Raw genomic sequence first — 24,810 nt, 5'->3', positions numbered from 1 at the left:
GCGCAGCATTGAATGTGCGTTAACGGGCATAACAATATTGTGCAGCCCTGACATGCGAATTGTCATGGCTGCGGGATGTCCCCCACGATCATTCCGCCGTCAGCATGCGGTCCAGTGCAGGGTCAGGCCGCCCCGGCGGGCTTCGGGAGCCGCGCGGTCGGCGTGCGCATGGTCACCAACTCCTCCGCGGCGGTCGGATGCACCGCCATGGTCGCGTCGAAGTCGGCCTTTGTCGCGCCCATCCTGACGGCGATCCCGGCGAGCTGGATCATTTCACCTGCGTCCGGGCCGCAGATGTGCACGCCGAGGACGCGGTCGGTCTCCCCATCGACCACCAGCTTCATCAGCATGCGCGTGTCGCGGCCGGAGATCGTATGCTTCATCGGCCGGAACGACGCCTTGTAGATGTCCAGGGCGCATCCCGACAGCCGAGCCTGTTCCTCCGAAAGGCCGACCGTTCCGATCTCCGGCTCGGAAAAGACCGCGGTCGGAATGATCGCATGGTCGGCGACCCAGCGCCGGCCGCCGAACACCGTGTCGGCGAAGGCATGTCCCTCGCGGATCGCGACGGGCGTCAGGTTGGCCCGGTCGGTAACGTCGCCGACCGCATGGATGGACGGCACGGAGGTGCGGCTCTCCTCGTCGACGATGATCTGGCCGTCGGCGCCGAGTGCCACGCCGGCCGCCTCGAGGCCGAGGCCCGCCGTGTTCGGCTTGCGGCCGATCGCCATCAGGACCTGGTCGGCCTCGATGGGCGCATGGCCGTTCCTGAATGCGACGGTCAATCCGGTCTCCGACCGGGTGATGCCGGTGAAGGTCTCGTTCATCACCAACCGGATGCCCTTCTTCGCATATTCGGCCATCAGGTGATCGCGCAGGTCCTCGTCGAAGCCGCGCAGGATCTTTTCGCCGCGATAGACGAGGGTCACCTCGGAGCCGAGGCCCGCGAAGACCCCGGCGAACTCGACGGCGATATAGCCGCCGCCGGCGATGACGATCCGCTTCGGCTGTTCCGGCAGGTGAAAGACCTCGTTGGATGAGATGGCGAGTTCGCGCCCGGGCAGGGCGTCGTCGGTGGAGGGGCGCGCCCCCGTCGCGATGAGGATATGCCGCGCCGAGACGGTGCGGCCGTCGGTGAGGCGCACGCTGTTGGGGCCGGCGACCGTCGCCCGCTGGGCGGTGATCTCGACGCCCGCCTTGGTAAGGTTCGCCCCATAGATGCCTTCGAGGCGGGCGATCTCCCTGTCCTTGGCAGCGATGAAGGTCGGCCAGTCGAAGCGTGCCGGCCCGACCGTCCAGCCGAAGCCCGCCGCGTCCTCGAAATGCTCGTGATACTGCGAGGCATAGACCATCAGCTTCTTCGGAACGCAGCCGCGGATCACGCAGGTGCCGCCCATGCGGTACTCCTCCGCCAGCATCACCTTCGCACCATGGGTCGCCGCGATGCGGGCTGCCCGGACGCCGCCCGAGCCGCCACCGATCACGAAGAGGTCGACGTCGAAGGTCATCGGGACATCCTTGGCAAGCAGGCTTTCGGTGCGGAACGGCCGCGCCGGAGAGATGGGCAGGCGCAAGCGATTATCACAGGCCGTTGGCGACACAAACGCGCGAGGGGCGGCGAGACGCCGCGCCCCGCCCGCGTTGCACCCTGCGACCCGGCGCGCCATGGTCAGCGGTTGCAGGACACGGGAGCACACGTGACACAGGCGCTGGAACGGGCCGATCAAAGCGGAACGCCGGGCGCCGCGCGTTCCGAACACCTGTTCAAAGCCCTGCTCGGCCGCGCGCCGGCGGAGGGCGAACTCGCCGGCCTGCCGGAGGACCCCCGGACGCTGGCTGAGGCCCTGACGCAGTCGGTCGAATACCGCAATCGCTTCCGCGACGCGCGACGCGATGCCGACAACGCCGCCGAGGCCACCACGCTCTGGCCGGCGGAGACGCGCCCGTACGATCTGCACATCTTCATCGTCAGCGGCGATCCCTGGTCGAAATCCGAGGCCGCGGTGTCGCTGCTGGCGCCGCGGATCGGTGGCCGGGTGGTCATGACCGTCGTTTCGGGGCAGGAGGACCCGCGTCCCTTCCCTGTCCGGGACGACCTCGAACTCGTCGTCATTCCGGGCCAGAGTGTCTTCCAACTCAGGGCGAAGCTGCCGGGCCTCATGAAGGAGGCCGCCTGGATCGTCTCGATCGAGGATCATTCCGTGCCCACCGATGAGTGGCTCGACGGGCTCCTGGCGGCGATCGACGGGACCCCGCCGGAGCAACTCGCCATCACGGGGACCGCCGCCAACCTCGATTCCACCGAGCCGTGGCACTGGGCGAACTTTCTGTTCAACTTCTATCGTCACTGGCACCCCAGCGATGCGTCCGAACTGACAGGTACCGTCGCCACCACGGTCTTCCGGCGCGATATCGTCGGGACGCGCGATTTCCGCGTCTTCGAGTACGAGAGCTTCGTGCTCGGACGGCCGATGCCGGTGAACAACGGCTTTCCGATCAACCACATCCAGCGCACCTCGTTCTGGGAAGCGTCGACACACGTCTTCGACAACGGTCTCGTCTTCGGCAGTTCGCTGCGGCGCCATGCCGACAATCCGCGGGTGGCCGTGCTGGACTCGGTGCGGTGGGTTCTCGGCGGGCGGATGCGCGACATCGCCGAGGTTCTCGCCCGCCATCCCCGCGCGCAGGACCTGCCGCCCGGCACGGTGGGCCGGGTCCGCTGGGTGGCCTGGTGCCATTCGCTGGGCGTCGTCATCGGAGCCCTGTTCGGCGGCGGGCGTGCGCACCTCCGCCTGGAATGACCGGGGCCGGAGTAAGGTCCGCAATTGCCGCTATGGCGGCATGACCCGAGCAGTGCCAAAGTCCTCCTCAAACGACGTCAGGAGGACGCCCCATGACCACACTCACCCGGCGCGAGGCCGTCGCGCTCGGCACCGCCATTCTGTCCGTGGCCGCCGGTGGCTCGTCCTGGGCGCAGGCCCCTGCCGAGCTGAAGATCCTGGCGCCTGCCGCCCCCGGCGGGGGCTGGGACCAGACGGCCCGCGTCATGCAGGGCGTGCTGACCACCGAGCGGATCGTCCGCTCGGCCCAGGTCACCAACGTCGCAGGCGCCGGCGGCACCATCGGCATCGCCCAGTTCGTCAACGGCGCGCGCGGCGATCCGACCGCCCTGATGGTTTCCGGCTTCGTCATGGTGGGCGCCATCCTGATGAACAAGGCACCGGTGACGCTCGACGCGGTCACGCCGATCGCCCGGCTGACCGGCGAATGGCAGGCGCTGGTCGTCGCCCAGAACTCGCCGATCAAGTCGGTTCAGGATCTCGTCGCAGCGCTCAAGGCCGACGTCACCAAGGTGAGTTGGGGCGGCGGCTCGGCCGGCGGCGTCGACCACATCACAGCGGCGATGTTTGCCGGGCTCGCCGGAGCCGACGGCTCGAAGGTCAACTACATCGCCCATTCCGGCGGCGGCGAGGCGCTGGCCGCCATCCTGTCGGGTCGCGTGACGGTCGGTGTCGGCGGCGGCAGCGAGTTCGAGCAGCACGTCAAGGGCCGGCGCATGCGCTGGATCGGCCTCACCGCCCCGCAGGGCACGCCGGGCCTGGCCGGGCCGACGCTGGCCGAACAGGGCGTTACGCTGGTGCTGCAGAACTGGCGCAGCGTCTTCGCGGCGCCGGGCATCAGCCCGGCCCAGAGGGCGGGCCTTGCCGAAGTCGTGGAGAAGATGGCGAAGTCCAAGGCCTGGGCGGACCAGCTCGCCGCCAAGGGATGGCAGGACACCTATCTGGGGGGCGAGGCCTTCGAGGCCTTCCTGAAGGAGGAGATCGCCCGCGTGTCCGGCGTGCTGCGCGAGCTTGGCCTGGTGAGCGCGTGATGGAGGCGGGTGGTCGTTCCGCACCCGACCGGCCGGTGATCGCCATCGGCCTCGGTCTCGTCGCCGTCGCGGCGGTCGTCGTCTGGCAGTCCTGGGCCCTGCGCGCCAGCTTCGGCAACCAGACGCTCGGGCCCCAGATGATGCCCTTCCTCGTCGGCGCGCTCCTGCTGCTGTTCGGCGGGATGACGGTGTTCGCCGGCCTCCGGGGCGGTTTCCCGCCGCGCGAGGAGGCCGACTGGACCGCCGTCGCCTGGATCGCAGGCGGGCTGGCGGTGATGATCCTGCTCATCAAGACGGCCGGCTTCGTACCGGCCTGCGCGCTGCTCTTCGCGGCCACCGCCCGCGCTTTCGGCTCGCGGCGGGCGCATGTCGATCTCGCCATCGGCGCCGCCATGGGCCTTGCCGTCTATCTCTTCTTCGTGCGGCTGCTGGGGCTGACCCTGCCATCAGGCTTCACCGAAAGCTGGCTCTGAACGGCGATGGAAACCCTGTCCCTGCTCGGCAATGGCCTGACCATCGCCATCCAGCCGATGAACCTCCTGTTCGCGCTGATCGGGGTTCTGCTCGGGACGGCGGTGGGCGTGCTGCCGGGCATCGGCCCGGCCATGACGGTGGCCCTGCTCCTGCCGATCACCTTCAAGATGGACCCGGCGGGGTCCCTCATCATGTTCGCCGGCATCTACTACGGCGGCATGTATGGCGGATCGACCACGTCGATCCTGCTCAACACGCCGGGAGAAAGCGCCTCCATCGTCACGGCGCTGGAGGGCAACAAGATGGCCCGCGCCGGCCGGGGCGGTGCAGCCCTCGCGACCGCGGCCATCGGCTCCTTCGTCGCCGGCACGATCGCGACCGCCCTTCTGACCGTCTTCGCCCCGCTCCTCGCCGAGGTCGCCATCGCCTTCGGGCCGGAGGACTATTTCGCGCTGATGCTGGTGGCCTTCGTCACGGTGTCGGCGACCTTCGGCTCGTCGCGCCTGCGTGGACTGACCTCGCTCGCCATCGGCCTGACGCTCGGCCTAGTCGGCATCGACAAGCTTACCGGTCAGGCCCGGCTGGCCTTCGGCATTCCCGACCTCCTCGACGGACTGGAGGTGACGACCGTCGCGGTCGCCATGTTCGCCGTCGGCGAGGCCATGGCGGTGGCGTCGCAGAAGGGCGCGGCCGTCCAGGGCCGCATCGAGCAGATTCGCGGCTCGCTGTGGATGACGGCGGAGGACTGGAAGCGGTCGTGGCTGCCCTGGCTGCGCGGCACCGCCTTCGGCTTTCCCATCGGTGCGCTGCCGGCCGGCGGCGCAGAGGTGCCGACCTTCCTGTCTTATGCCACCGAGAAGAGGTTGTCGAAGCACCCTGAGGAATTCGGCCACGGCGCCATCGAGGGCGTCGCCGGACCGGAGGCGGCCAACAACGCCTCAGCCGCCGGCACGCTGGTGCCGCTGCTGACCCTCGGCATCCCGACCTCCGCGACAGCGGCGATCATGCTGGCCGGCTTCCAGCAGTACAATCTCCAGCCCGGCCCGCTGCTCTTCATCACCTCGGCCGATATCGTCTGGGGTCTCATCGCCTCGCTGTTCATCGCCAATACGATGCTGATCATCCTCAACCTGCCGCTGATCGGATTGTGGGTGAAGCTGCTGTCGATCCCGCGGCCCTGGCTCTATGGCGGCATCCTCGTCTTCGCCACCGTCGGCGTGCTGGCGGCCAAGGGGTCGCTGGTGGAGCTGACCCTGGTGCTCGTCCTCGGCCTCCTCGCCTTCGCCATGCGACGCTTCGACTATCCCGTCGCTCCCGTCGTGGTCGGCATGATCCTCGGCCCCATGGCCGAGACGCAGCTCAGGCGCGCGCTGCAGATCAACAATGGCGACCCGATGGTGCTGCTGCAGAGCCCGATCTCGGCGACGCTGATCGTCGTCGCGATGATCGCCCTTCTGGGCCCGCTGCTGTGGAAGCGGCTCGGCTGGTCTCTGAAGTCCGACGAGGACTGAGGCCGCCGGGACGCAGCCTCCATTCGTCGCGGACGCTCTGGCCGGCGCGCCGGGGGTGCCGAGAGCAGCCGGCGTCCCGCCGAATACACCAGAGGCGTGGCAGAATGGCTGATGGGGCGGCCGGACGCGCGCTCCGGGTTCAGCTTGCGAGGCGCGGCGTCTCGAACTGCTCGAAGGCGGGCCGGGCCAGCACATAGCCCTGGATCAGCTCGACGCCCAGATCGCGCAGCGCGGCAAGTTCGCCCAGCGTCTCGACGCCTTCGCAAAGGGTGGTGATCCCGAGGTCTTCCAGCATGGCCAGCGTGTGGCGCACCACGATGCGCTTCGACCTGTCGGTGTCGATGTCGCGAATGAGCTCCATGTCGAGCTTGACGATATCCGGCTGAAATTTCGCCAGCAGATTCAGTCCGGAATGGCCCGCGCCGAAATCGTCGATCGCCGTCGCGAAGCCGATCTCCTTGTAGGTTTTGACGATGTTCAGGAGGTGCGCGGTGTCGATCTTCTCGTTCTCCGTGAACTCGAAGATGATGCGGCTCAAGGGAAAGCCGACGCGTTCCGCGGTTTCCAGGGTGAGGCGGATGCAGGCGCGCGGCTCGTAGACCGCATTGGGCATGAAGTTGATCGACAGCCGCGCCGCATCGGGCGCGCGTCGCGCCGCCAGTTCGATGGCCCGCACCCTGCACTGTTGATCGAAGGCATAGCGATTGGTTACATTGACAGCGCTGAGCACGGTTGCGGCCGGCTCACCCTTCGCGCCCCTTACCAGGGCCTCGTAGGCGAATATCTGGCCCGTCGCCGCATGGACAATCGGCTGGAAAGCCATTGAGAACTCGAACGCGAACCCGTTGGGGCCCTGGCAGCCGACACATTTCATCAGAACGCTCGCACAATGATGCAACGCCCAGATTATCGTCTGTGTCTTAAGAGTTTCGCCAACTCTTCGACGCGTGGGAATGCTGCCCGAGGGCGTGAGTGGCCCAGGGGGCCAGGGGATCAGGAAGCAACGGTCCCGCAAACAAGAAAACGCCGGCACGAGGCCGGCGCTTGATCGAGCTGAAATGGTGAGGGCTGTCAGGCCTCAGAGGCGGATGCCGCGCTTGGCGAATTCCTCGCGGAAGCGGGCGACGATGTCGCGCGTCACGGCCTGGCTCCACTGCTGCGAGCGGCCGAAGGTCTCCTCCATGATGGAGGGGATGGTGCGCACCAGCTTCTGGCCCTCGGCGGACTGGTAGAAGGCCTGGATGCGGCGAAGCTCATCCACGGTGAAGCGCTGGGCATAGGCCACGGCGATGCCCTGGATCAACTCGTTGACGCGCGGCTGGAACTCCGCCTTCAGAACATCGCCGACCTCGTTGAACTGACGTCCGAGATCGGGGTTGGTCGGCAGGAACAGCGACTTGGCCTGCTCGACGAAGGCCGGGATGACGTTCTCGAAGGACGAGGAGGCGCCGGAGAGTTCGACGACCTGACGGGCGAGGGCAACGTGATCGGCCGGCGGCATGGGGGCGGCGACCTGCGGGACCGGGGCTGCCTGTGCCAGCGGAGCCGGGGCGCGCTGCTGCTGCGCGGATGCGGGCACAGCCATCAGGGCGCAGGCGGCAAGGGCTGCTGCGAACGAACGGGCGAACATCGGGATCACTCCTCGGGAAGTCTTGCGGCCGCGCCTGGCCGAAGCGGCTCTAATGTCCGACACGTCCTACGACCTCTGCGCCTCCAGGGGAAGCGATGATCGCGAACGACGCCAGACCGATGAACAGGCCGTGCTCGACCACACCGGGCACGGAATGAAGGCGGGAGCCGAGCGTCGGGGGATCGGGAATCCGCGCGCAGGCCGCATCGAGGATCATGTGACCGCCGTCCGTGACGAAAACATGGCCGTCGGCCTTGCGGCGCAACGTCAGGGGACCCGGGCAGCCGCAGGCATCGAGCACCCGGGCGATCGCACGCTCGGTGGCAGCGAGGCCGAAAGCATTCACCTCGATCGGTAGCGGGAAGCGGCCGAGGGCCTCAACGCGCTTGGAAGCGTCAGCGATGACGATCATCCGCGCGGAGGCCGCTGCGACGATCTTCTCGCGCAGCAGCGCCCCGCCGCCGCCCTTGATCAGGTTGAGGTCGGGGTCGATCTCGTCGGCGCCGTCGATGGTGATGTCGAGTTCCGGCGTCTCGTCCAGCGTCGTCAGCGGCACGCCGAGCCGCTCGGCCTGGGCGCGGGTCACCTCGGAGGTGGGAACGCCGACGACCCTCAGGCCGGCCTTCACGCGCTCGGCGAGGAGGTCGACGAAGTGCTTTGCGGTCGAGCCCGTGCCGAGACCGAGGCGCATGCCGTCCTCGACGAAGGTCAGGGCCTTGGCGGCGGCGTCGCGCTTGAGGGCTTCCGGGTCGGTCATGTCAGGGCTCGGCGTGATGTTCGGTGCCGGATAGCCCGGCGGGCGTGCCAGGTCGAGTCGTTTGGCGCCGTGGGATCAGAAGTCGACCACATCGAGCTTCGGCATGGCGGTGGGGTTGACCACCGTCATGTCCGGCGCCGGTAGCGGTTCGCCGCTGTCGCGGAAGCGGTTGACGATCGGATAGCGGCGGTCGCGGCCGAAGTTGCGCGCGGTGACCTTGACGCCGGGAGCTGCCTGTCGGCGCTTGTATTCGGCGATGGCGAGCAGGCGCTCGACCTTCTTCACGGTGTCGAGGTCGTAGCCTTCCGCGACGATGGAGGCGATCGAGGCCTCCTTCTCGACGAGGCGCTCGAGAATGGCGTCGAGTACGTCGTAGGGCGGCAGGGAGTCCTGGTCCTTCTGGTTCTCGCGCAGCTCGGCGGTCGGTGGCTTGACGATGATGTTCACCGGAATGACCTCGCCGTCGGGGCCAAGCGCACCGGCCGGCTTCCAGCGGTTGCGCAGCGCCGACAGGCGGAAGACCTCGGACTTGTAGAGGTCCTTCACTGGATTATAGCCGCCATTCATGTCGCCATAGATGGTGGCGTAGCCGACTGACATCTCGCTCTTGTTGCCGGTGGTCACCACCATGGCGCCGAACTTGTTGGAAATGGACATGAGGATGGTGCCGCGGGCGCGGCTCTGCAGGTTCTCCTCGGTGATATCGCGGCTGGTTCCCTTGAACAACGGGGCGAGGGTCGCCTCCAGCCCCTCGACCGCCGCGGCGATCGGAAGGGTGTCGTAGCGCACGCCGAGCGCCCGCGCGCAGTCGAAGGCATCCTTCAGCGAGTCCTCCGACGTGAACTTGTAGGGCAGCATGACGCAGTGAACGCGCTCGGGCCCCAGGGCATCAACCGCCATGGCGGCGCAGATGGCGGAATCGATGCCGCCGGACAGACCGAGGACCACGCCGGGAAAGCGGTTCTTCTCGACATAGTCGCGCAGGCCCAGCACACAGGCGGCATAGTTGGCCTCGTCGCCGCCATCATGGGAATGGACGGGACCGGACAGGCGCCACGTTCCGCTCTCCTTCGTCGCCTTCACGAAGGCGATGGTCTCGGCGAAGGCGGGAAGCTGCATAGCGAGCGAGCGGTCGGCGTTGACCGCCAGCGAGGCGCCGTCGAAGACGAGTTCGTCCTGCCCGCCGATCTGGTTGACGTAGATCAGGGGGAGCCCGCTCTCGGTGATGCGGGCGACGATGGTGCTCATGCGCTCGTCATAGACGGTCTCGCGATAGGGCGATCCGTTGGGGACGATCAGCAACTCGGCGCCTGTTTCCGACAGGGTCTCGACCACCTCCTCGTCCCAGATGTCCTCGCAGATGGGCACGCCGATGCGCACGCCGCGCACGTTGACCGGGCCGGGAAGGGGGCCGGGAGCGAAGACCCTCTTTTCGTCGAAGACCGAATAGTTCGGGAGGTCGACCTTGAAGCGGATCGCCTGGATCAGTCCGGCGTCGGCATGCACCACGGCGTTGAAGACGCGCCCGTCCTCGGCCCAGGGGGTCGTGACCAGCACGGCAGGTCCGCCATCCGCCGTGTCCCTGGCGAAGGCCTCGGTCGCCTGGCGGCAGGCGGCCTGGAAGGCCGGCTTCAGCACGAGATCCTCCGGGGGATAGCCCGACAGGAAGAGCTCGGAGAAGACGATGAGGTCTGCGCCGGCCACGGCAGCATCGGCGCGGGCCGCGCGGGCTTTCGCGAGGTTGCCGGCGACATCGCCCATGACGGGATTGAGCTGGGCGACGGCGATGAGCAGCGAGGAGGGCGACTGGGTCATGAGGCAGATGTAGCGCGCGGCCCCGGCGTTCTCAATGCGGCGTTGGCCGGGGTGGCCGTCACGGCGCGCAGGGGTGCCCCGGAGATCAGGTCCCGATTCACCGGTGCACGCTTCGTTAAGATTGCTGAACGAAGAGTAAAAATATCGAGGCAGGACAAAGGTTTGATGCGCCGGCGGCTTAACCCGCCGGTAACCTTGATGATTCATGAATAGGGCCTGTTCGGGATCGGCCTCAGGGCCTGAGTCTCACGAGGAGGCCGGCATGACGGCGGGTTCGACGATCAAGACTGGTTTTGCAGCAATGCTGGCGACCCTGGCGTTCGCCGCCAGCGCGGGCGCCGCCGACATGGCGCTCAGGGGCTCGCTGCCCGCCTACGAGGAGACCGGGCCGAACTGGACCGGCGTCTATGGCGGTATTCAGGGCGGCATCGGCAGCCTCAACATGGACGCCCAGGGCATGGCCCGGCGCGAGACCGAGCGGCTGCTCAACGGGCTCGTCTATCTCGACACGACCACACACACGTCGGCGCTCAGCTATGTGAATGTTGACCCGATCCGCTCGACACCGGTCATGTTCGGCGTCTTCGTCGGCTACCAGGCGCAGTTCGAGGATGCCGTCATCGGTGTCGAGTTCGACTACAACCGCGTCGCGCGCGGTGGTGGCGGGACGCGAAACTGGGCCCAGCCGTTCAACGTCATGTATGTGCAGACCGGCTTCACCGACTCCTTCTCCCAGAGCGGCACCGTCAGCGCCACCCTCACAGACTATTTCACCGCGCGGCTGCGGGCCGGCTGGGCCTACGGTCGGGTCATGCCCTACATGACCGGCGGCATCGCGATCGCCCGCGGCAACACCTCGGTATCCTACCGCGCCGGCATCAGCCGCATCGATACCGATGCCGGCGACGGCGTCGACTACACGGCCGGCTATTCGGACCTGGTCAACACGTCGCGCACCTCGAACGGCGTCATCGGCTTCGGTTTCGCCATGGGCACCGGCGTCGAGGCGCTGATCACCAACAACATCTTCGCCCGTGCCGAATACCAGTTCCTGCGCATCCCCTCGATGGGCGGCGTCCCGGTCAGCCTGCACACCGTGCGGGCCGGCGTCGGCATCAAGTACTGATCTCCCCGCTACCGTCGGCATGAAAAAGGCCCGCTCCGGTCACCGGGGCGGGCCTTTTCGTTCAGGTCAGGCGGCCCGGGTCACTCGGCCGCTTCCCGCACCGCCGGAGCGCGGTTGAGCCGCTGGCGCTTCAGCATCTCGGCCACCTTGAACGACACTTCCAGCGCCTGCTCGGCATTGAGCCGCGGGTCGCAGTGGGTGTGGTAGCGGTCGGAGAGGTCGAGGTCCGTGATGGCGGCACGGCCACCGGTGCATTCGGTGACGTTCTTGCCGGTCATTTCCAGATGGATGCCGCCGGCATAGGTGCCCTCGGCCCCGTGGATGGCGAAGAACCGCTCGATCTCGCCCATGACCAGGTCGAACGGGCGGGTCTTGTAGCCGTTGCCCGCCTTGATCGTGTTGCCGTGCATCGGGTCGCAAGACCAGACGACCGTCCGTCCCTCGCGCTCGACGGCGCGAATGAGGGCGGGCAGATGCTTCTCCACCTTGTCGGCGCCGAAGCGGCAGATCAGCGTGATGCGCCCGGCCTTGTCCTCCGGGTTCAGCGCGTCGATGAGCCGGATGAGACCGTCGGCGTCGAGGCTCGGGCCGCACTTGAAGGCAATCGGGTTCTTGATGCCGCGGAAGTACTCGACATGCGCATGGTCCGGCTGGCGCGTGCGGTCGCCGATCCACAGCATGTGGCCCGAGGTGGCATACCAGTCGCCGGAGGTGGAATCGACGCGGGTCAGCGCCTCCTCGTAGCCGAGCAGCAGCGCCTCGTGGCTGGTGTAGAGTTCGGTCGTGCGCATCTCCGGATGGGCCTCCGGGTCGATGCCGCAGGCCCGCATGAAGTCGAGTGCCTCCTCGATGCGCTCCGCCAGGTGCCGGTACTTGTCGTTGGCCGGCGTATCCTTCACGAAGCCGAGCATCCACGTCATGGCGTTGTTCAGATTGGCATAGCCGCCATAGGCGAAGGCGCGCAGCAGGTTGAGGGTTGCCGCCGACTGGCGGTAGGCCATGGCCTGGCGGGCCGGATCGGGCTCGCGCGAATCCGGCGTGAAGGCGATGTCGTTGATGATGTCGCCGCGATAGGAGGGCAGCGTCACGCCGTCGATCGTTTCGGTGTCAGTCGAGCGCGGCTTGGCGAACTGGCCGGCGACGCGGCCGACCTTCACCACCGGCATGCCACCGGCATAGGTCATCACCACGGCCATCTGCAGGAAGGCGCGGAAGAAATCGCGGATGTTGTCGGCGCCGTGCTCGGCGAAGCTCTCGGCGCAGTCGCCGCCCTGCAGAAGGAAGGCCTCGCCCCTTGCGACTTTCGCGAGGGCCTTCTTGAGGTTGCGCGCCTCGCCCGCAAAAACCAGCGGCGGAAAGCCCGAAAGGCGCTTCTCAACCTCCGCCAGCGCCGCCGGGTCCTTATAGACCGGCACCTGCAGGATCGGCTTCGACCGCCAGCTCGACGGGCTCCAACGCTCGCCCATGACTTGTTTCCTCTCGGCACACGCACGCGAAAACCGCTTCGCGCGAAAAAGTGATCCCTGCCTCATCGTGTCGACGAAAAACTGGCCGGGATCGGCGCTTATACACGATAGGCTGCGGCGGTGCGAGCAGGTCGACCGTCCCGCATGGCTCGTGTCGTCGTGCGGCGGGATCGCGCGTTGCTTTGGCGCGTTCCCTCCTGTACCCGCAATCCCGCCGTGACATCGAGGCTCGCCATGACCCGCACCCTGCGCCAAGCGCTGTTCTCCGCCGTCGCTGCGTCAGCCCTCCTCCTGGCGCTGCCCGTTGCCGCGCAGGCGCCGCACGCGATCGAGGTGACCGTCGACGCGGCCGCCTGCCTCGCCCGCCCGGTTCCCGCCTGCACCGCCGAACTCGCTCTCAAGGCCGCCGCCGAGGAGCCTGAGGGCTGGGCCGCCACCGCCGCCTTCGAGGCCTTCCTGCAGAGCGACCCCGATCCCGCCGCCCGCGACCGCTGGATGGAGCGCTACGAGGCCTGGGCGAAGATCGCGACCGTCGACGGTATCAAGGAGCGCATCATTCCGGTGCGCGCCGAGCATCTGGCGCGCAAGGGCGACTTCGCCGGCGCCTATCGCGAACTCGGCCTCGACCAGCCGCAGCCCGCCGCCCTGTCGGAACCCTCCGTGCTCATCCTCGACGAGGCGAGGGCCGGACGCATTGCCGAGGTGCTGCCGCGCATCGAGCGTCTGGTGGAGAGCGACAGCCGCGACGACCTGAGGCTCGAGGTGCTGGAGATCGCCATCGCGCGGGCGCCTGCCACCGCCGATGCCGTCGTCGCCCAGATCAAGGACCGCTTCTCGCGGCGCATGGCGCAGGCCTTGCAGGCCGGCGCCCGCGGCGACGCGGCCATTGCGCGTTCGATCGACGAATGGGCGCGCGGCGCGCGCGCCAACCAGACCGCCCCGTTCGACGATGCCGAGACCGCCCGCCGCGACAGCTGGGACATGGTGCTGCGCGGCGCCATCGCCGCCAACAACCTCGAGGCCTTCACCAAGGCGCTTGCCGCGCGTCCGCCCTTCAACTCGCCGGTGGACGCGGAATCGGCGAGCCGCGTGCTGCGCATCCTCATGCGCGAGGGGCGCGCCGACTGGATCCGCGTCTTCGGGCCGGCGCTGAAGCTGCCCGAGAGCGAGAGCGTGTCGGTCGACGAGGATATCGGCCCGATGCGCAACCTGCCGGTGGACAGGCTCGTCGCCGTCGCCGAGGCCGGCGAGGCTGCCGGGCGGTTCCGGGGCGCCATCGTCGATACGGCCATCGAGATGCTGGTCGCACGCGGCGCCGTCGCCGAGGCCCGCGACCTCTTTGCCAGGCTCGGCCGCATCGACGAGTTGAACCGCGTCACGTTCGATCAGGAGCGGATCGGCGTCGTCTTCGAGACGCTGTGGCGCGCCGTCGTCGGGCGCGGTCCGCAGGAGGCCGTCGATGCCGTTGCGGCGCGGATCACGTCGGAGGGTGCCAAGGCCTACATGGCCCGCGTCGCGACCCTCGCGGGCCGCATGCGCGAGATCGCAGCCGGCAACAAGGGCGAGGAGCCTGCCGACGACGAATGGGCGATCATGCTCGACATCGCCATTTCCTCGGGCGATTCCGAACTCATGACGAGAATCGCCGCTGCCATGAAGGACGCCGGCCTTCGCTCGACGGCCTTCGTTCAGGTCACCAAGAACATGTGGGAGCGGGCGGGGCGGTGAGCCGCCTCATCCCTGCAGCTTCGCCCACATCTCGCGGTCGCGGACATCGGTCCAGATGACCGGCCATTCGATGCCGCTCGCTTCGTCATAGGCGCGCGAGACGTTGAAGGGCAGGCAATGTTCGTAGATGGCGAAGGAGGCGAACTTCGGGTCCATGGCCTGCCGGCAGGCGTCGAAGGCCTGCTTGAGGGAGAGGCCCTTGCCGACGCTGTCCGAGACCGATCCGTACAGCGTCGACAGGAAGTCGCGGGTCAGCCGGATGCCGTCCGCCACCATGTCCGGCGTCGTCAGGGCGGCGCCGCGGCCGGGGACGACCGCCTTCGGCGCCATGGCCTGAATAACGTCCAGCGTCTTTGGCCAGTCCTTGAAGTGGGCGTCGCCGCAATAGCAGGCGGAATGATACTCGACGAGGTCGCCGGTGAAGGCGACACCGGCGTCCGGAACCCAGGCGATCGTGTCGCCGGCGGTATGGCCGCGGCCGGGATGGATGAGTTTCACCTCGCGGCGGCCGAGCCAGACCGTCAACTCCTTCTCGAAGGTCACGTGCGGCCAGGTCAGGCCCGGAGGAATCGATTCCGCCCCCGGGAAGAGCCGCGGGAAGCGGCCGATCTCGCTCGCCTTGTCCTGTTCGCCGCGCTCGACGATGAGGCCGCGGGTGGCGTCGGAGGCGAGGATCGTGGCACCCTCGTAGGCCGATGCGCCGAGCACGCGAACGGCATGATAGTGCGACAGCAGCACGTAGCGGATGGGCTTGTCGGTGACCTGCCGGACGCGGGCGATGACGTCACCGGCCATGGCCGGCGTCGCCTGCGCGTCGATGACCATGCAGCCGTTGTCGCCGACGATGATGCCGGAATTGGGATCGCCCTCCGCCGTGTAGGCATAGAGGCCCTCGCCGAGACGGTCGAACGACACCGTCTTGGGGCCGAGATCGGCGGTCGAGGCGAAGGTCGGGGACATGGCGATGCTCCGCGAAGCGGCGGGGGAGGGGCGTTGTCAGGCGTGATGCTTGCGCACGATCTGGTCGATCGCACCGAAGATCGAATGGCCCGTCACGTCCTTCATCTCGATCCGGACCGTGTCTCCGAAGCGCATGAAGGGCGTCACGGGAGCGCCCTGGACGATAGTCTCGACGGTGCGCATCTCGGCGATGCAGACATAGCCGAGCCCGCCCTCGGCGATCGGCTTGCCGGGGCCGCCGTCGGTATCCCGGTTCGACACCGTGCCCGAGCCGACGATGGTGCCGGCGGTCAGCGCGCGTGTCTTCGCGGCGTGGGCGATGAGGGTTCCGAAATCGAAGGTCATGTCGACGCCGGCGTCGGGCCGTCCGAAGGGCTCGCCGTTAAGATAGGCGCGAAGCGGCAGGTGTAGCTTGCCATCGACCCAGGCATTGCCGAGTTCGTCGGGCGTCACGGCAACCGGCGAGAAGGCCGTCGAGGGCTTCGACTGGAAGAAGCCGAAGCCCTTGGCCAGTTCCGCCGCGATGAGGTTCCTGAGGCTGACGTCGTTGACGATCATGACCAGGCGGATGAGATCGCGCGCTTCGTCGGGGGTGACGCCCATCGGGACGTCGTCGGTGATGACGGCGACCTCGCCCTCGAAATCGATGCCGTGGGCCTCGTCCGGCAGCACGATCGGGTCACGGGGACCGATGAACGTGTCGGAACCGCCCTGGTACATGAGCGGATCGGTCCAGAACGAGGGCATCATCTCGGCGCCGCGCGCCTGGCGGACCAGCGCCACATGATTGACGTAGGCCGAGCCATCGGCCCACTGGTAGGCCCGCGGCAGGGGGCTGGCGCAGTCATGTTCATGAAAGCGGAACGAGGGAACGGAGCCTAGTTCGAGCTGTTCGGCGAGGTCGAGCAGACGCGGCTGCAGGCGGGCCCAGTCGTCCAGCGCGCCTTGCAGGGTGGAGACCACGGGAAAGGCATCGGTCGCGCGGGTCAGATCTCTGGAGACAACGACCAGCCGGCCGTCCCGACCATGCTTCAGTGACGCAAGCTTCATGGAACATCGCCTCGCGGAACCAACCGTCCGAATCCGGATATGAACGGTCATCCCCGCATCAAAGCCTGTCGGTGGCGACTTGACCAGCCACTTCGGCATGGTGCTACTTCAGCGGGTTGTCTGATATTTGTCGCGTTGCGAAACGTCCCGCATAGCGATACATTCCCTTGTACGGAATGGGACATTGCCACCATTGATGCGTTTACTGGATTGACGCTCTTCGCTACGGAGCACTCATGGACTGCCAAACTGCGGACAAGTCTTCGATTTCAGGCCAGAAGCTCGAGCTGGACAGCTTCCTTCCCTACCGTCTGAACGTTCTCGCAAGCGTCGTCAGCCAGGGTCTGTCCAGCATCTATGCCGATCGATACCGGCTGGGCATTCCGGAGTGGCGGGTGATCGCGACGCTCGGCCAGTTCGGGTCGATGACGGCGAAGCAGATCGGCGCGCACAGCCACATGCACAAGACGAAGGTCTCGCGCGCCGTGGCCAGCCTGACGAAGCGCAAGATCGTCCAACGCCGCGCCAACCGCCGCGACCTGCGCGAAGCCTTCATTTCGCTGACCCGCGATGGCGAGGCGATCTACGCGGACCTCGTTCCCATCGCCCAGAGTTTTGCGGCGGAGTTGAGCGAAGGCTTCACGGCCGACGAGCGCAGGGAACTGGACCGGCTGCTGACACGCCTGACCGAGCAGAGCCGCAAGCTCCTGAATGGAGCCGCTGTCACGCCGTCGGACGGAGACTAAGCGCCTGATCCGACAGGCGCCGCGCGAAGGCCGCCAAAGCTGCATTGAATGCGGCCGGTTGCTCGAGATGCGGCGCATGGCCCGCGCCGGCAATCTCGATCGCGTGCCCGTCCGGTGCATGGCTGGCGATCCATCGGGCGACGTCCGGCCTGTAGAGCTGGCTTTCCGCGCCTGCGACGGCGAGGACCGGCACAGGGAGGTTCTCCACAGTCGAGCGATGGTCGGCGGCGACCAGCGAGCGCCAGATCAGGGCCATGACCTCGGGATCGCGGGCCGCAATGCGCTCGGCCGCCCGGTGGACGAGCGGATCGTCCTCCATCCGGCCCGGCGAAAACATCGCCCGGGCGATCCTCGGAGCGTAGCGCGACCAATCCCCCTCCATGCGTCCGGCGGCGTCCATGGCATCGGCCATGTCCTGGCCGCTCGAGAGACCGTAGGGCCAGTCCGGCGCGTTCGGAACCTTCGGTGTCATGTCGACGATGACCAGCCCGGCAATTCCCGCTGTTCCGCGGTGAGCGAGGACATCCAGCGCGACGGTCGCGCCCATCGACCAGCCGATGAGCGTGGCCGCCTCCAGCCGCAGTTCCGACAGCAGCGCCGAGAGATCGTCGGCAAGGCCCGCAATCGTCGGCGGCGTCGCGCCGATATCTCTCTCGCCATGGCCGGGAAGGTCCGGAACGACGATCCGGAATCCCGCGGCGGCGAGCGCCTCCTGCGCCGCGAAGAACGAGCGATCAACCGACCAGCCGTGCAGGAACACGAGAGCCGGTCCGGCGCCGATGTCGGTGAGGGCGGGGCGCCGGGCGATATCAGCCATGCGCCGTTCCGACGTCCCGGACGAGGACGAGTGCGCGCCCCTCGGCCAGGCACCGCCCGTCGACGCCGGTCAGGACCGTCGAAAGATCGCAGAGATGCTTGTCGGGCCTCAGCCGCGTCACCGTGACGGTGGCGGTGAGGTCCTCGCCGAGCGGGACGGGGGCGGGAAAGGCGATCTCCTGCTTCAGGTAGTTGGTTCCGGGCCCGGGAACCTTCACCCCCAGAAGATAGGAGAAAAGCGCCCCGATCAGTGGCTCGGGCACCTGATCGAGGCTTACAGCGGGAACACCGGCCAGGGCGGCAAAGCCTGCAAGATCATCTGCCGTGTAGCGCCGTGTCACGCGGGCCGCATCGCCCACCCTGATCTCAGCCTGCATGGCGTGTGCTCCCCGTTTGGATCGAGGCGGTCGCTTCGCAGACCGGCGTGGCGTCGGCGGCGCGCATGATGCGCAGGGCGATGGTCGCCCGCGCGCCATCGGTCTCCTCGACCACGCCGCAGAAGACGAGGGGCTCGCCGGCGAAGGCCGGGGCGGGAAACATCAGCGTCTGGGACGTCTGGCGCGCATCCGGGACATGGCGGCGGATGAGGCCCCACAGGACGGTGTAGAGCAGCATGCCGTGCGAAACGGTGCGGCCGAAGCGGGTGCGGGCCGAGAAGGCGGCATCGACATGGATCGGATTGTCGTCGCCGCTGACGCGGGCGAAGAGGTCGAAATCGGCCTGCGTCAGGCTGCGCGTCTCGCGGAAGAGTGGTCCGGGCGCGATCACGGCCGGCCTCCTGACACCAGCGAGCGGAGGACATGCTTCTGGATCTTGCCCGCGGCCGTGCGCGGGAAATCCGCGACGATGGTGATGTGTTTGGGGACCTTGTAGCCGGCGAGGCGCGCGCGGGCATGGGCCCGGATGTCGTCGACGGTCGCCGTGAGGCCCGGACGCAGCAGGATCGCGGCATGACCCACCTCGCCCCAGGTCTCGTCAGGCACGCCGAGAACTGCCGCCTCGAGCACCGCCGGGTGGGCGTGAAGCGCGATTTCCACCTCTGCCGGATAGACGTTCTCCCCACCTGAGATGAACATGTCCTTGATGCGGTCGACGACGTAGTAGCAGCCATCCTCGTCCTGCCGCCCGACGTCGCCCGAGCGCAGCCAGCCGCCCGGCGCGAAGGCGCGGGTCGTGGCCTCCGGATTGTTGTAGTAGCCGGGGGTGATGCCAGGGCCGCGGAAGAGAAGTTCGCCGGCTTCTCCCGGCGCGACGTCCTTGTCCTGGAAATCCACCAGACGGACCTCGGCCAGAAGTTGCGGTTTGCCGACCGAGCCGATCTTTTCGACGGCTTTCGACGGCTCCATCAGGAAGACGGTCGGCCCCGTCTCGGTCATGCCCATGCCGTTGCAGATGGTCACCCCGCGAGCGAGGAAGGCACGCAGCAGCGGCTCTGAGATCGGCGCGCCGCCGCAGCCCCAGTGACGGACGCGCGAGAAGTCGGTGGTGCCGAAGGCCGGGTGCAGGCTGATCGCCTGGTAGATGGCCGGGACGCCGAAGAACAGCGACAGGCGCCCCTGTCCGATGAGGTCGATCACCACGTCCGGATCGAACTTCGGGATGATGCGCGAAGTGCCGCCGACGATGAAGACGGGGAGGGCGTGCAGGTTGATGCCGGCGGTGTGGAACAGGGGCAGGAAGTTCAGGGTGTCGTCGCCGGCGCCGAGCCCGGTCGCCTGCTGGATGTTGATGGCATTGGCAAGAGCCATGCCAGGGGTCTGGATCACGGCCTTCGGCTTGCCGGTCGTCCCCGATGTGTAGAGCAGGTACCAGACGCGATCGGTCTCCCAGGGGGATGGCGCGGCAGCGGCCGAGGGTGTCGCGGAGCGCCCTGTCTCATAGTCGGCAAAGGACATGACGGGAAGGACGTCGGTCAACTCACCGGCGAGGTCCTGGGTCGCTTCATCCGCGAGCAGCAGCTTTGCCGCGCAGTCCGCGAGGATCGGCTTCAGTTCGGCCGGCGGCTGGCGCCAGTTGAGCGGCACCAGAATGATGCCCGCACGCGCGCAGGCGAAGAGCAGTTCGAAGAAGGTCGCGCCATTGTGGCATAGGACGGCGAGGCGGTCGCCCGGCTCCAGCCCCTGTTCTGCGAGAAAGGAAGCGCCGCGCCCGACGGCCTCGTCCATCGCGGCATAGGTGAGGGTGCGGCCCGTCGCGATCTCCTCGAAGGCGATGGCATCGGGGGACAGTCCGGCGCGGCGGCTGCACAGGTCGGGAATCGTCTTCATGCGGACCTCGCGAGGAAGCGGGCCATGCCGGCCTCGGTCTCGTCGGTTTCGATCAGGTCGAGGAAGCGCTGACGCTCGCGTTCGAGCCCGTCGGCGATCGTCCGGCGGCATGCCGGGGGCATCAGCAGGGCGCGTGTCGCGGCAAGGCTGGAAGCAACCTTGGCGGAGAGCGTGTCGCACCAGCCGGCCACGATGGCGTCGAGGTTTTCCTCCTGTGCCACCGCCTGGACGAGACCGAGGGCGAGGGCCTCGTCCGGATCGACGCGGCGGTTGAGCATCTGGATGGCGCCGGCGCGGGCCGCGCCGATGCGCCCGGGCAGCAGCGCCGTCCAGCCGCCATCGGGCGAGAAGCCGACATCGACATAGTAGGGCTGGAAGAAGGCCCGCGGTCCCATGGCGACGAGGTCGCTGGCGAAGACGAGGCCGCAGGAGCCGCCGGTGACCGGGCCATGCAGGCGGGTGATCACCGGGCAGGGCAGGTCGATCAGGGCGAGGATGGCGGCGTTGAGGCTGCCGACGAGGCCCTCGGCATAGCGTCGCCGGGCGCGGCGCGGCAGGGCGGCGAAGGCCGCGACGTCGCCGCCCGTCGAGAATGAGCGGCCCGCGCCACGCAGCACCAGGCAGGCGGGCGGATCGGTTGCCAACTGGTCCAGCGCCCCATTCAGTTCATCGAGAAGGTCGGGCACCAGGGCGTTGTGACGCGCCGGGCGGTTCAGCGTCAGCGTCGCGCTATCGCCGGCCCGGGCCAGGAGGATCAGGGGTTCGACTCGCGACTGTCCGTCAGCCATGGCGGCCCCGCCCGGCCGGATGCGGCGCGATACCGTTCGCGATGAAGTCGAAGGCCGCCTCGGCTGCGGCGTCGAGCGGCCCGGCATCGTCGTAGAGCGAGTAGCGGCGCCCCACCATGTCGGTCACGCCCATCAGCGCCCAGGCCCGCACCTCGGCGTCGCCGGCCGAGATTTCGCCCCGCGCCTCGGCCTCCTCGAGGCCGGTGCGGTAGCCGGCGGCGAACTCCTCGTAATAGGCGCGGTGGATGGCCGGATCGACGAACTGCGACTCGGCCACGACCCGGTAGAGGTTCGGATTGTCGCGGACGAACTGCAGGAAGGCCCGGATGCCGAGCCTCTCGGCCTCAAGGCGGTCGGCGGCGTCCATGGTCGCGCGTGTGAGGTGGTGGCGCAGGCGGCGGCCCATGCGCAGCACCAGTTCGCGCAGAACCTCCTCCTTGGAGCGGAAGTAGAGATAGAAGGTGCCCTGCGCGACCGCCGCCTCCGCCGTGATGGTGGCGATCGAGGCGTCGGAAAATCCCCGCGCGCCGATCTCGCGTTCCGCCGCGTCGAGAATCTTCTGGCGGGTGCGCTCCCCGCGCTTGGTCTTGGGCGCCGGCAGGGGACCTGCCGGGTGGACGTTGGACATGGGCGTTTCCGTCATCGGCCCGTCGCCCCCTAGGCTCAGAACCGCCTTCCCGCTTGACGCGTTTGTGAGACGAAGCTAGCGTCACATGAAACATGACTCAAGTGTCAGTTTCAAAATCTGGATCAGGGAGGATCCCATGTTGAGGAAGACGCTGGCGATGGCTGCCGCCTCGCTCGCATTGGCCGTGACGTCGTTCACCGGCCAGGCCATCGCGCAGACGCGCGACGTGAAGATCTGTCTCATCGCCGGCCGCACCGGCCCGCTCGAGGCCTACGCCAAGCAGACCGAGGTCGGCTTCATGATGGGCCTCGAATATCTGACGCGTGGCACCAACACGGTCGCCGGCATGCGCCTGCAGGTCATCGTCAAGGACGACCAGCTCCGCCCCGACCGCGGCAAGGCGCTGCTCGAGGAGTGCTACAACGACGACGGCGCGGCGCTGGCCGTGGGCACGACCGGCTCGCCGGTGGCGCTGGCCATGCTGCCGGTCGCCGAGGAGGCGAAGAAGATCCTCATCGTCGAGCCGGCGGTGGCCGATTCGATCACCGGTCCGCGCTGGAACCGCTACATCTTCCGCACCGGTCGTTCGTCCTACCAGGACGCGCTCGCGGCTGCCGCCTCGATCCCGGAGAACGAGGATGTCTCCATCGGCATGATGGGCCTCGATACGGCCTTCGGCCGCGACGGCGTCGCCGCCTACAAGGCCGCGCTCGCCGCCATTCGTCCGCGCGCCCGCATCGTCGCGGAGGAGTTTGCCGCCGGCAACACCGCCGACTTCGCACCCTTCGCCGAGCGTCTGTTCGCGGCGCTGAAGGACCGTCCCGGCAAACGCGTCATCGGCTTCATCTGGGCCGGCGCGCATCCGATGGCGAAGTTCGTCGACATGAAGCCGGAGCGCTTCAACATCGCTCTTGCGCCCGGCGGCAACATCCTTCCCGCCATGAACGCCTGGAAAGCCTTCGCCGGCACCGAGGGCGGTATCTACTATTACTACGACTTCCCGCAGAACCCGCTGAACGATTGGCTCAAGGCCGAGTACCAGAAGCGTCACAACGCGCCGCCGGACTTCTTCGTCGCCGGTGGTTTCGCCGCCGCCGCCGCCGTCGTCGCGGCGCTGGAGAAGGCCGGCTCGACCGACACCGAGAAACTCATCGCCGCCATGGAGGGCATGACCTTTCAGACGCCGAAGGGTCCGATGACCTTCCGCAGGGAGGATCACCAGGCGCTGCAGGACATGTTCCACTTCCGCATCCGCCCGAACGGCCGCGACAACGACATGCTCGAGCTGGTGCGCACCATTCCGGCCGCCGAGATGCCACTGCCGATCACCAACCGACGCACGAACTGACGCCGGGGCGCGGCCGGAGATGATCCGGCCGCGCTCTCCTCCGACGGGGCGCTTGGCACACTCCGAAGTGGGTCCTTCGAGGCTCGCTCCGCTCGCACCTCAGGATGAGGAGGGTGGTGTCCTGCAGCAGCCGTGGGGGCGTGAAGGTCTCCGCTAAGAACAACCGCCGTGCCATGCTCCCAGGTCTCACCCTGAGGTGCGAGCGGAGCGAGCCTCGAAGGACGCACATCCGTCGTGCAGCGCGCGCCTCATCCACCACCATTTCGACTGACGTTGCCTATCTCTCCCTGCCGTCGCTCGCCAGAAGCACCCATCGCCCATGCCGCCCGTCCTCGAAACACGCGACCTGACCATCCGCTTCGGCGGCCACGTCGCGGTGGACGCCGTGTCCTGCGCCTTTGACGCGGGCACGCTCACCGCCATCGTCGGTCCGAACGGAGCGGGCAAGACGACCTATTTCAACCTGATGTCCGGCCAACTCGCCGCAACCTCCGGCCAGACGCTACTCGACGGCGAGGACATCTCGATGCTCGGCGCGGCCGGGCGCGCCAAGCGCGGCATCGGGCGGGCCTTCCAGATCACCAACCTGTTCCCGAACCTGTCGGTCGGCGAGAACGTGCGCCTTGCTGTCCAGGCGCGCGGGCGGAAGGCGGCGAGCCTGTTGTCCCTGTGGTCGAGCCATCGCGACTGGATCGACAAGGCCGACCACTATCTCGATCTCGTCAACCTCTCAGGCGTCCGCAATACCTTGGCCGCGGCCCTGCCGCACGGCGACAAGCGCAAGCTGGAGGTCGCGATCATGATGGCGCTGGAGCCGCGCGTGTTCATGTTCGACGAGCCGACGGCCGGCATGTCGGTGGACGAGGTGCCGGTCATCCTCGACCTCATCCATGCGCTGAAAAAGGACGAGACCAAGACCATCCTGCTCGTTGAACACAAGATGGATGTGGTGCGCTCGCTCGCCGACCGCATCGTCGTGCTGCACAATGGACAGTTGGTGGCCGACGGAGAGCCGGCGGCGGTCATCGCCTCGCCGGTCGTCCAGGAGGCCTATCTCGGCCAAGCGCCCAAGGCGGAGGCGGCCCATGGCTGAGACCCTGAAGCCCGACCTGCTGCTGACGCTGGAGGGGGTGCATACCCATATCGGCCAGTATCACATCCTCCAGGGCGTCGATCTCGCACTTCCCCGCGGCGGCATGACCGTGCTGCTCGGCCGCAACGGCGCCGGCAAAACGACGACGTTGCGCACCATCATGGGGCTATGGAAGCCGTCGAAGGGCACCGTCACCTATGATGGTCGGTCCATCGGCGGCACGCCGACCCCGGAGATCGCCCAGGCCGGCATCGCCTATGTACCGGAGACCATGGCCGTCTTCGCCGACCTGACGGTGGCCGAGAACATGACGCTGGCGGCACGCTCCGGTCCGCTCGACACCGCCCGCCTCGACTGGATCTTCGCCCTGTTCCCGGCGCTGAAGAAGTTCTGGCAGTTCCCGGCCGGCGTGCTTTCAGGCGGCCAGAAGCAGATGCTGGCCATCGCCCGCGCCATTGTCGAGCCGCGCACGCTGATCCTCATCGACGAGCCGACCAAGGGCATCGCGCCGGCCATCATCGAGGGCATGATCACCGCCTTCGCCCAGCTCAAGCGCGAGACGACGATCCTTCTGGTCGAGCAGAACTTCCGCTTTGCGGCGAGCCTCGGCGACCACGTGGCGGTGATGGACGACGGCCGCATCGTGCACCGCGGCGCCATGGCGGAGATGGCCCGCGACGAAGCGTTGCAGCAGCGCCTTCTCGGCCTGTCGCTCGACGCGCACCAGTGAGGCCTG

At 67.9% G+C, this 24,810-nt stretch carries 24 protein-coding genes; 10 read left to right on the top strand and 14 right to left on the bottom strand.

Annotated elements, in window-relative coordinates; all coding sequences use genetic code 11:
* Nucleotides 1–122 precede the first annotated feature (122 nt).
* A complete protein-coding gene (gor, locus tag ACJ4V0_RS12290) occupies nt 123–1,508 on the bottom strand; it encodes a glutathione-disulfide reductase (protein ID WP_448299863.1) in 1,386 nt (461 codons plus the stop codon).
* A gap of 189 nt (nt 1,509–1,697) precedes the next feature.
* Here gor and ACJ4V0_RS12285 point away from each other — a divergent pair, with 189 nt between their 5' ends.
* The 4 genes from ACJ4V0_RS12285 (at nt 1,698) to ACJ4V0_RS12270 (ending at nt 5,856) form a co-directional block, all read left to right on the top strand.
* Nucleotides 1,698–2,801: a hypothetical protein gene (locus ACJ4V0_RS12285; RefSeq protein ID WP_448299862.1), complete on the top strand. Its 1,104-nt coding sequence runs from the start codon at nt 1,698–1,700 to the stop codon at nt 2,799–2,801.
* A gap of 92 nt (nt 2,802–2,893) precedes the next feature.
* On the top strand, nt 2,894–3,871 hold the full coding sequence (locus ACJ4V0_RS12280; RefSeq protein ID WP_448299861.1) for a Bug family tripartite tricarboxylate transporter substrate binding protein: 978 nt from the start codon (nt 2,894–2,896) through the stop codon (nt 3,869–3,871).
* On the top strand, nt 3,871–4,344 hold the full coding sequence (locus tag ACJ4V0_RS12275) for a tripartite tricarboxylate transporter TctB family protein (protein ID WP_448299860.1): 474 nt from the start codon (nt 3,871–3,873) through the stop codon (nt 4,342–4,344). The genes ACJ4V0_RS12280 and ACJ4V0_RS12275 overlap by 1 nt, the downstream gene beginning before the upstream one ends.
* Nucleotides 4,345–4,350: 6 nt before the next feature.
* Nucleotides 4,351–5,856: a tripartite tricarboxylate transporter permease gene (locus tag ACJ4V0_RS12270; protein ID WP_448299859.1), complete on the top strand. Its 1,506-nt coding sequence runs from the start codon at nt 4,351–4,353 to the stop codon at nt 5,854–5,856.
* A gap of 139 nt (nt 5,857–5,995) precedes the next feature.
* Here the strand turns inward: ACJ4V0_RS12270 and ACJ4V0_RS12265 are convergent, their stop codons facing one another.
* The 4 genes from ACJ4V0_RS12265 to ACJ4V0_RS12250 all read right to left on the bottom strand — a co-directional run bounded on the left by ACJ4V0_RS12265 (nt 5,996) and on the right by ACJ4V0_RS12250 (nt 10,058).
* Nucleotides 5,996–6,730, bottom strand: coding sequence for an EAL domain-containing protein (locus tag ACJ4V0_RS12265; protein WP_448300029.1), 735 nt, complete (start codon nt 6,728–6,730; stop codon nt 5,996–5,998).
* 204 nt (nt 6,731–6,934) lie between these two features.
* Nucleotides 6,935–7,486, bottom strand: a complete 552-nt coding sequence (locus ACJ4V0_RS12260) for a DUF2059 domain-containing protein (RefSeq protein ID WP_448299858.1) — start codon at nt 7,484–7,486, stop codon at nt 6,935–6,937.
* A gap of 49 nt (nt 7,487–7,535) precedes the next feature.
* Nucleotides 7,536–8,243, bottom strand: coding sequence for a ribose-5-phosphate isomerase RpiA (rpiA, locus tag ACJ4V0_RS12255; RefSeq protein WP_448299857.1), 708 nt, complete (start codon nt 8,241–8,243; stop codon nt 7,536–7,538).
* A gap of 75 nt (nt 8,244–8,318) precedes the next feature.
* Nucleotides 8,319–10,058: an NAD+ synthase gene (locus ACJ4V0_RS12250; protein ID WP_448299856.1), complete on the bottom strand. Its 1,740-nt coding sequence runs from the start codon at nt 10,056–10,058 to the stop codon at nt 8,319–8,321.
* 262 nt (nt 10,059–10,320) lie between these two features.
* Here ACJ4V0_RS12250 and ACJ4V0_RS12245 point away from each other — a divergent pair, with 262 nt between their 5' ends.
* Nucleotides 10,321–11,184 carry an outer membrane protein gene (locus tag ACJ4V0_RS12245; RefSeq protein WP_448299855.1) on the top strand — a complete coding sequence of 288 codons (864 nt, stop codon included), beginning with the start codon at nt 10,321–10,323 and terminating at the stop codon, nt 11,182–11,184.
* Between the two features lie 80 nt (nt 11,185–11,264).
* Here ACJ4V0_RS12245 and ACJ4V0_RS12240 read toward each other — a convergent pair whose 3' ends face one another.
* Nucleotides 11,265–12,650: a class II 3-deoxy-7-phosphoheptulonate synthase gene (locus tag ACJ4V0_RS12240; RefSeq protein ID WP_448299854.1), complete on the bottom strand. Its 1,386-nt coding sequence runs from the start codon at nt 12,648–12,650 to the stop codon at nt 11,265–11,267.
* Nucleotides 12,651–12,884: 234 nt separating this feature from the next.
* Here ACJ4V0_RS12240 and ACJ4V0_RS12235 point away from each other — a divergent pair, with 234 nt between their 5' ends.
* On the top strand, nt 12,885–14,378 hold the full coding sequence (locus ACJ4V0_RS12235; RefSeq protein WP_448299853.1) for a hypothetical protein: 1,494 nt from the start codon (nt 12,885–12,887) through the stop codon (nt 14,376–14,378).
* A 6-nt stretch (nt 14,379–14,384) separates the two neighbouring features.
* On the opposite strand, the gene ACJ4V0_RS12230 is transcribed toward ACJ4V0_RS12235, so the two are convergent.
* Entirely contained in the window at nt 14,385–15,338 is a 954-nt protein-coding gene (locus ACJ4V0_RS12230; RefSeq protein WP_448299852.1) for an MBL fold metallo-hydrolase, read from the bottom strand.
* Nucleotides 15,339–15,374: 36 nt separating this feature from the next.
* Nucleotides 15,375–16,388 (bottom strand): fumarylacetoacetate hydrolase family protein, encoded by a 1,014-nt coding sequence (locus ACJ4V0_RS12225; RefSeq protein ID WP_448299851.1) that lies wholly within the window; start codon nt 16,386–16,388, stop codon nt 15,375–15,377.
* Nucleotides 16,389–16,624: 236 nt separating this feature from the next.
* On the opposite strand from ACJ4V0_RS12225, the gene ACJ4V0_RS12220 reads away from it, so the two are divergent.
* The gene (locus tag ACJ4V0_RS12220; protein WP_448299850.1) at nt 16,625–17,134 is read left to right on the top strand and encodes a MarR family winged helix-turn-helix transcriptional regulator; all 510 of its coding nucleotides are present in this window, start codon (nt 16,625–16,627) and stop codon (nt 17,132–17,134) included.
* On the opposite strand, the gene ACJ4V0_RS12215 is transcribed toward ACJ4V0_RS12220, so the two are convergent.
* From ACJ4V0_RS12215 to ACJ4V0_RS12190, 6 genes are read right to left on the bottom strand one after another with little or no spacing between them, the layout of a single operon-like run.
* The gene (locus ACJ4V0_RS12215; RefSeq protein WP_448299849.1) at nt 17,112–17,951 is read right to left on the bottom strand and encodes an alpha/beta fold hydrolase; all 840 of its coding nucleotides are present in this window, start codon (nt 17,949–17,951) and stop codon (nt 17,112–17,114) included. The genes ACJ4V0_RS12220 and ACJ4V0_RS12215 overlap by 23 nt on opposite strands.
* Nucleotides 17,944–18,327 carry a hotdog family protein gene (locus tag ACJ4V0_RS12210; RefSeq protein ID WP_448299848.1) on the bottom strand — a complete coding sequence of 128 codons (384 nt, stop codon included), beginning with the start codon at nt 18,325–18,327 and terminating at the stop codon, nt 17,944–17,946. Before ACJ4V0_RS12210 ends, ACJ4V0_RS12215 begins: the two co-directional genes overlap by 8 nt.
* Complete coding sequence (locus ACJ4V0_RS12205; protein WP_448299847.1) at nt 18,317–18,718, bottom strand: MaoC/PaaZ C-terminal domain-containing protein; 402 nt, start codon at nt 18,716–18,718, stop codon at nt 18,317–18,319. The genes ACJ4V0_RS12210 and ACJ4V0_RS12205 overlap by 11 nt, the downstream gene beginning before the upstream one ends.
* Nucleotides 18,715–20,217, bottom strand: coding sequence for an acyl-CoA synthetase (locus ACJ4V0_RS12200; protein ID WP_448299846.1), 1,503 nt, complete (start codon nt 20,215–20,217; stop codon nt 18,715–18,717). Before ACJ4V0_RS12200 ends, ACJ4V0_RS12205 begins: the two co-directional genes overlap by 4 nt.
* Nucleotides 20,214–21,005 (bottom strand): enoyl-CoA hydratase/isomerase family protein, encoded by a 792-nt coding sequence (locus ACJ4V0_RS12195; RefSeq protein WP_448299845.1) that lies wholly within the window; start codon nt 21,003–21,005, stop codon nt 20,214–20,216. The genes ACJ4V0_RS12200 and ACJ4V0_RS12195 overlap by 4 nt, the downstream gene beginning before the upstream one ends.
* The gene (locus ACJ4V0_RS12190) at nt 20,998–21,633 is read right to left on the bottom strand and encodes a TetR/AcrR family transcriptional regulator (RefSeq protein WP_448299844.1); all 636 of its coding nucleotides are present in this window, start codon (nt 21,631–21,633) and stop codon (nt 20,998–21,000) included. Before ACJ4V0_RS12190 ends, ACJ4V0_RS12195 begins: the two co-directional genes overlap by 8 nt.
* Before the next feature lie 139 nt (nt 21,634–21,772).
* On the opposite strand from ACJ4V0_RS12190, the gene ACJ4V0_RS12185 reads away from it, so the two are divergent.
* The 3 genes from ACJ4V0_RS12185 to ACJ4V0_RS12175 all read left to right on the top strand — a co-directional run bounded on the left by ACJ4V0_RS12185 (nt 21,773) and on the right by ACJ4V0_RS12175 (nt 24,804).
* Nucleotides 21,773–22,981, top strand: coding sequence for a substrate-binding domain-containing protein (locus tag ACJ4V0_RS12185; protein ID WP_448300028.1), 1,209 nt, complete (start codon nt 21,773–21,775; stop codon nt 22,979–22,981).
* 319 nt (nt 22,982–23,300) lie between these two features.
* A complete protein-coding gene (locus tag ACJ4V0_RS12180) occupies nt 23,301–24,074 on the top strand; it encodes an ABC transporter ATP-binding protein (RefSeq protein WP_448299843.1) in 774 nt (257 codons plus the stop codon).
* Nucleotides 24,067–24,804, top strand: a complete 738-nt coding sequence (locus ACJ4V0_RS12175; RefSeq protein ID WP_448299842.1) for an ABC transporter ATP-binding protein — start codon at nt 24,067–24,069, stop codon at nt 24,802–24,804. The genes ACJ4V0_RS12180 and ACJ4V0_RS12175 overlap by 8 nt, the downstream gene beginning before the upstream one ends.
* Nucleotides 24,805–24,810: the final 6 nt, after the last annotated feature.

The sequence above is a fragment of the Phreatobacter aquiterrae genome (assembly GCF_053471285.1).
Note: the sequence above shows the minus strand (reverse complement) of the source record. Positions and strands in the feature narration are given on the sequence as shown.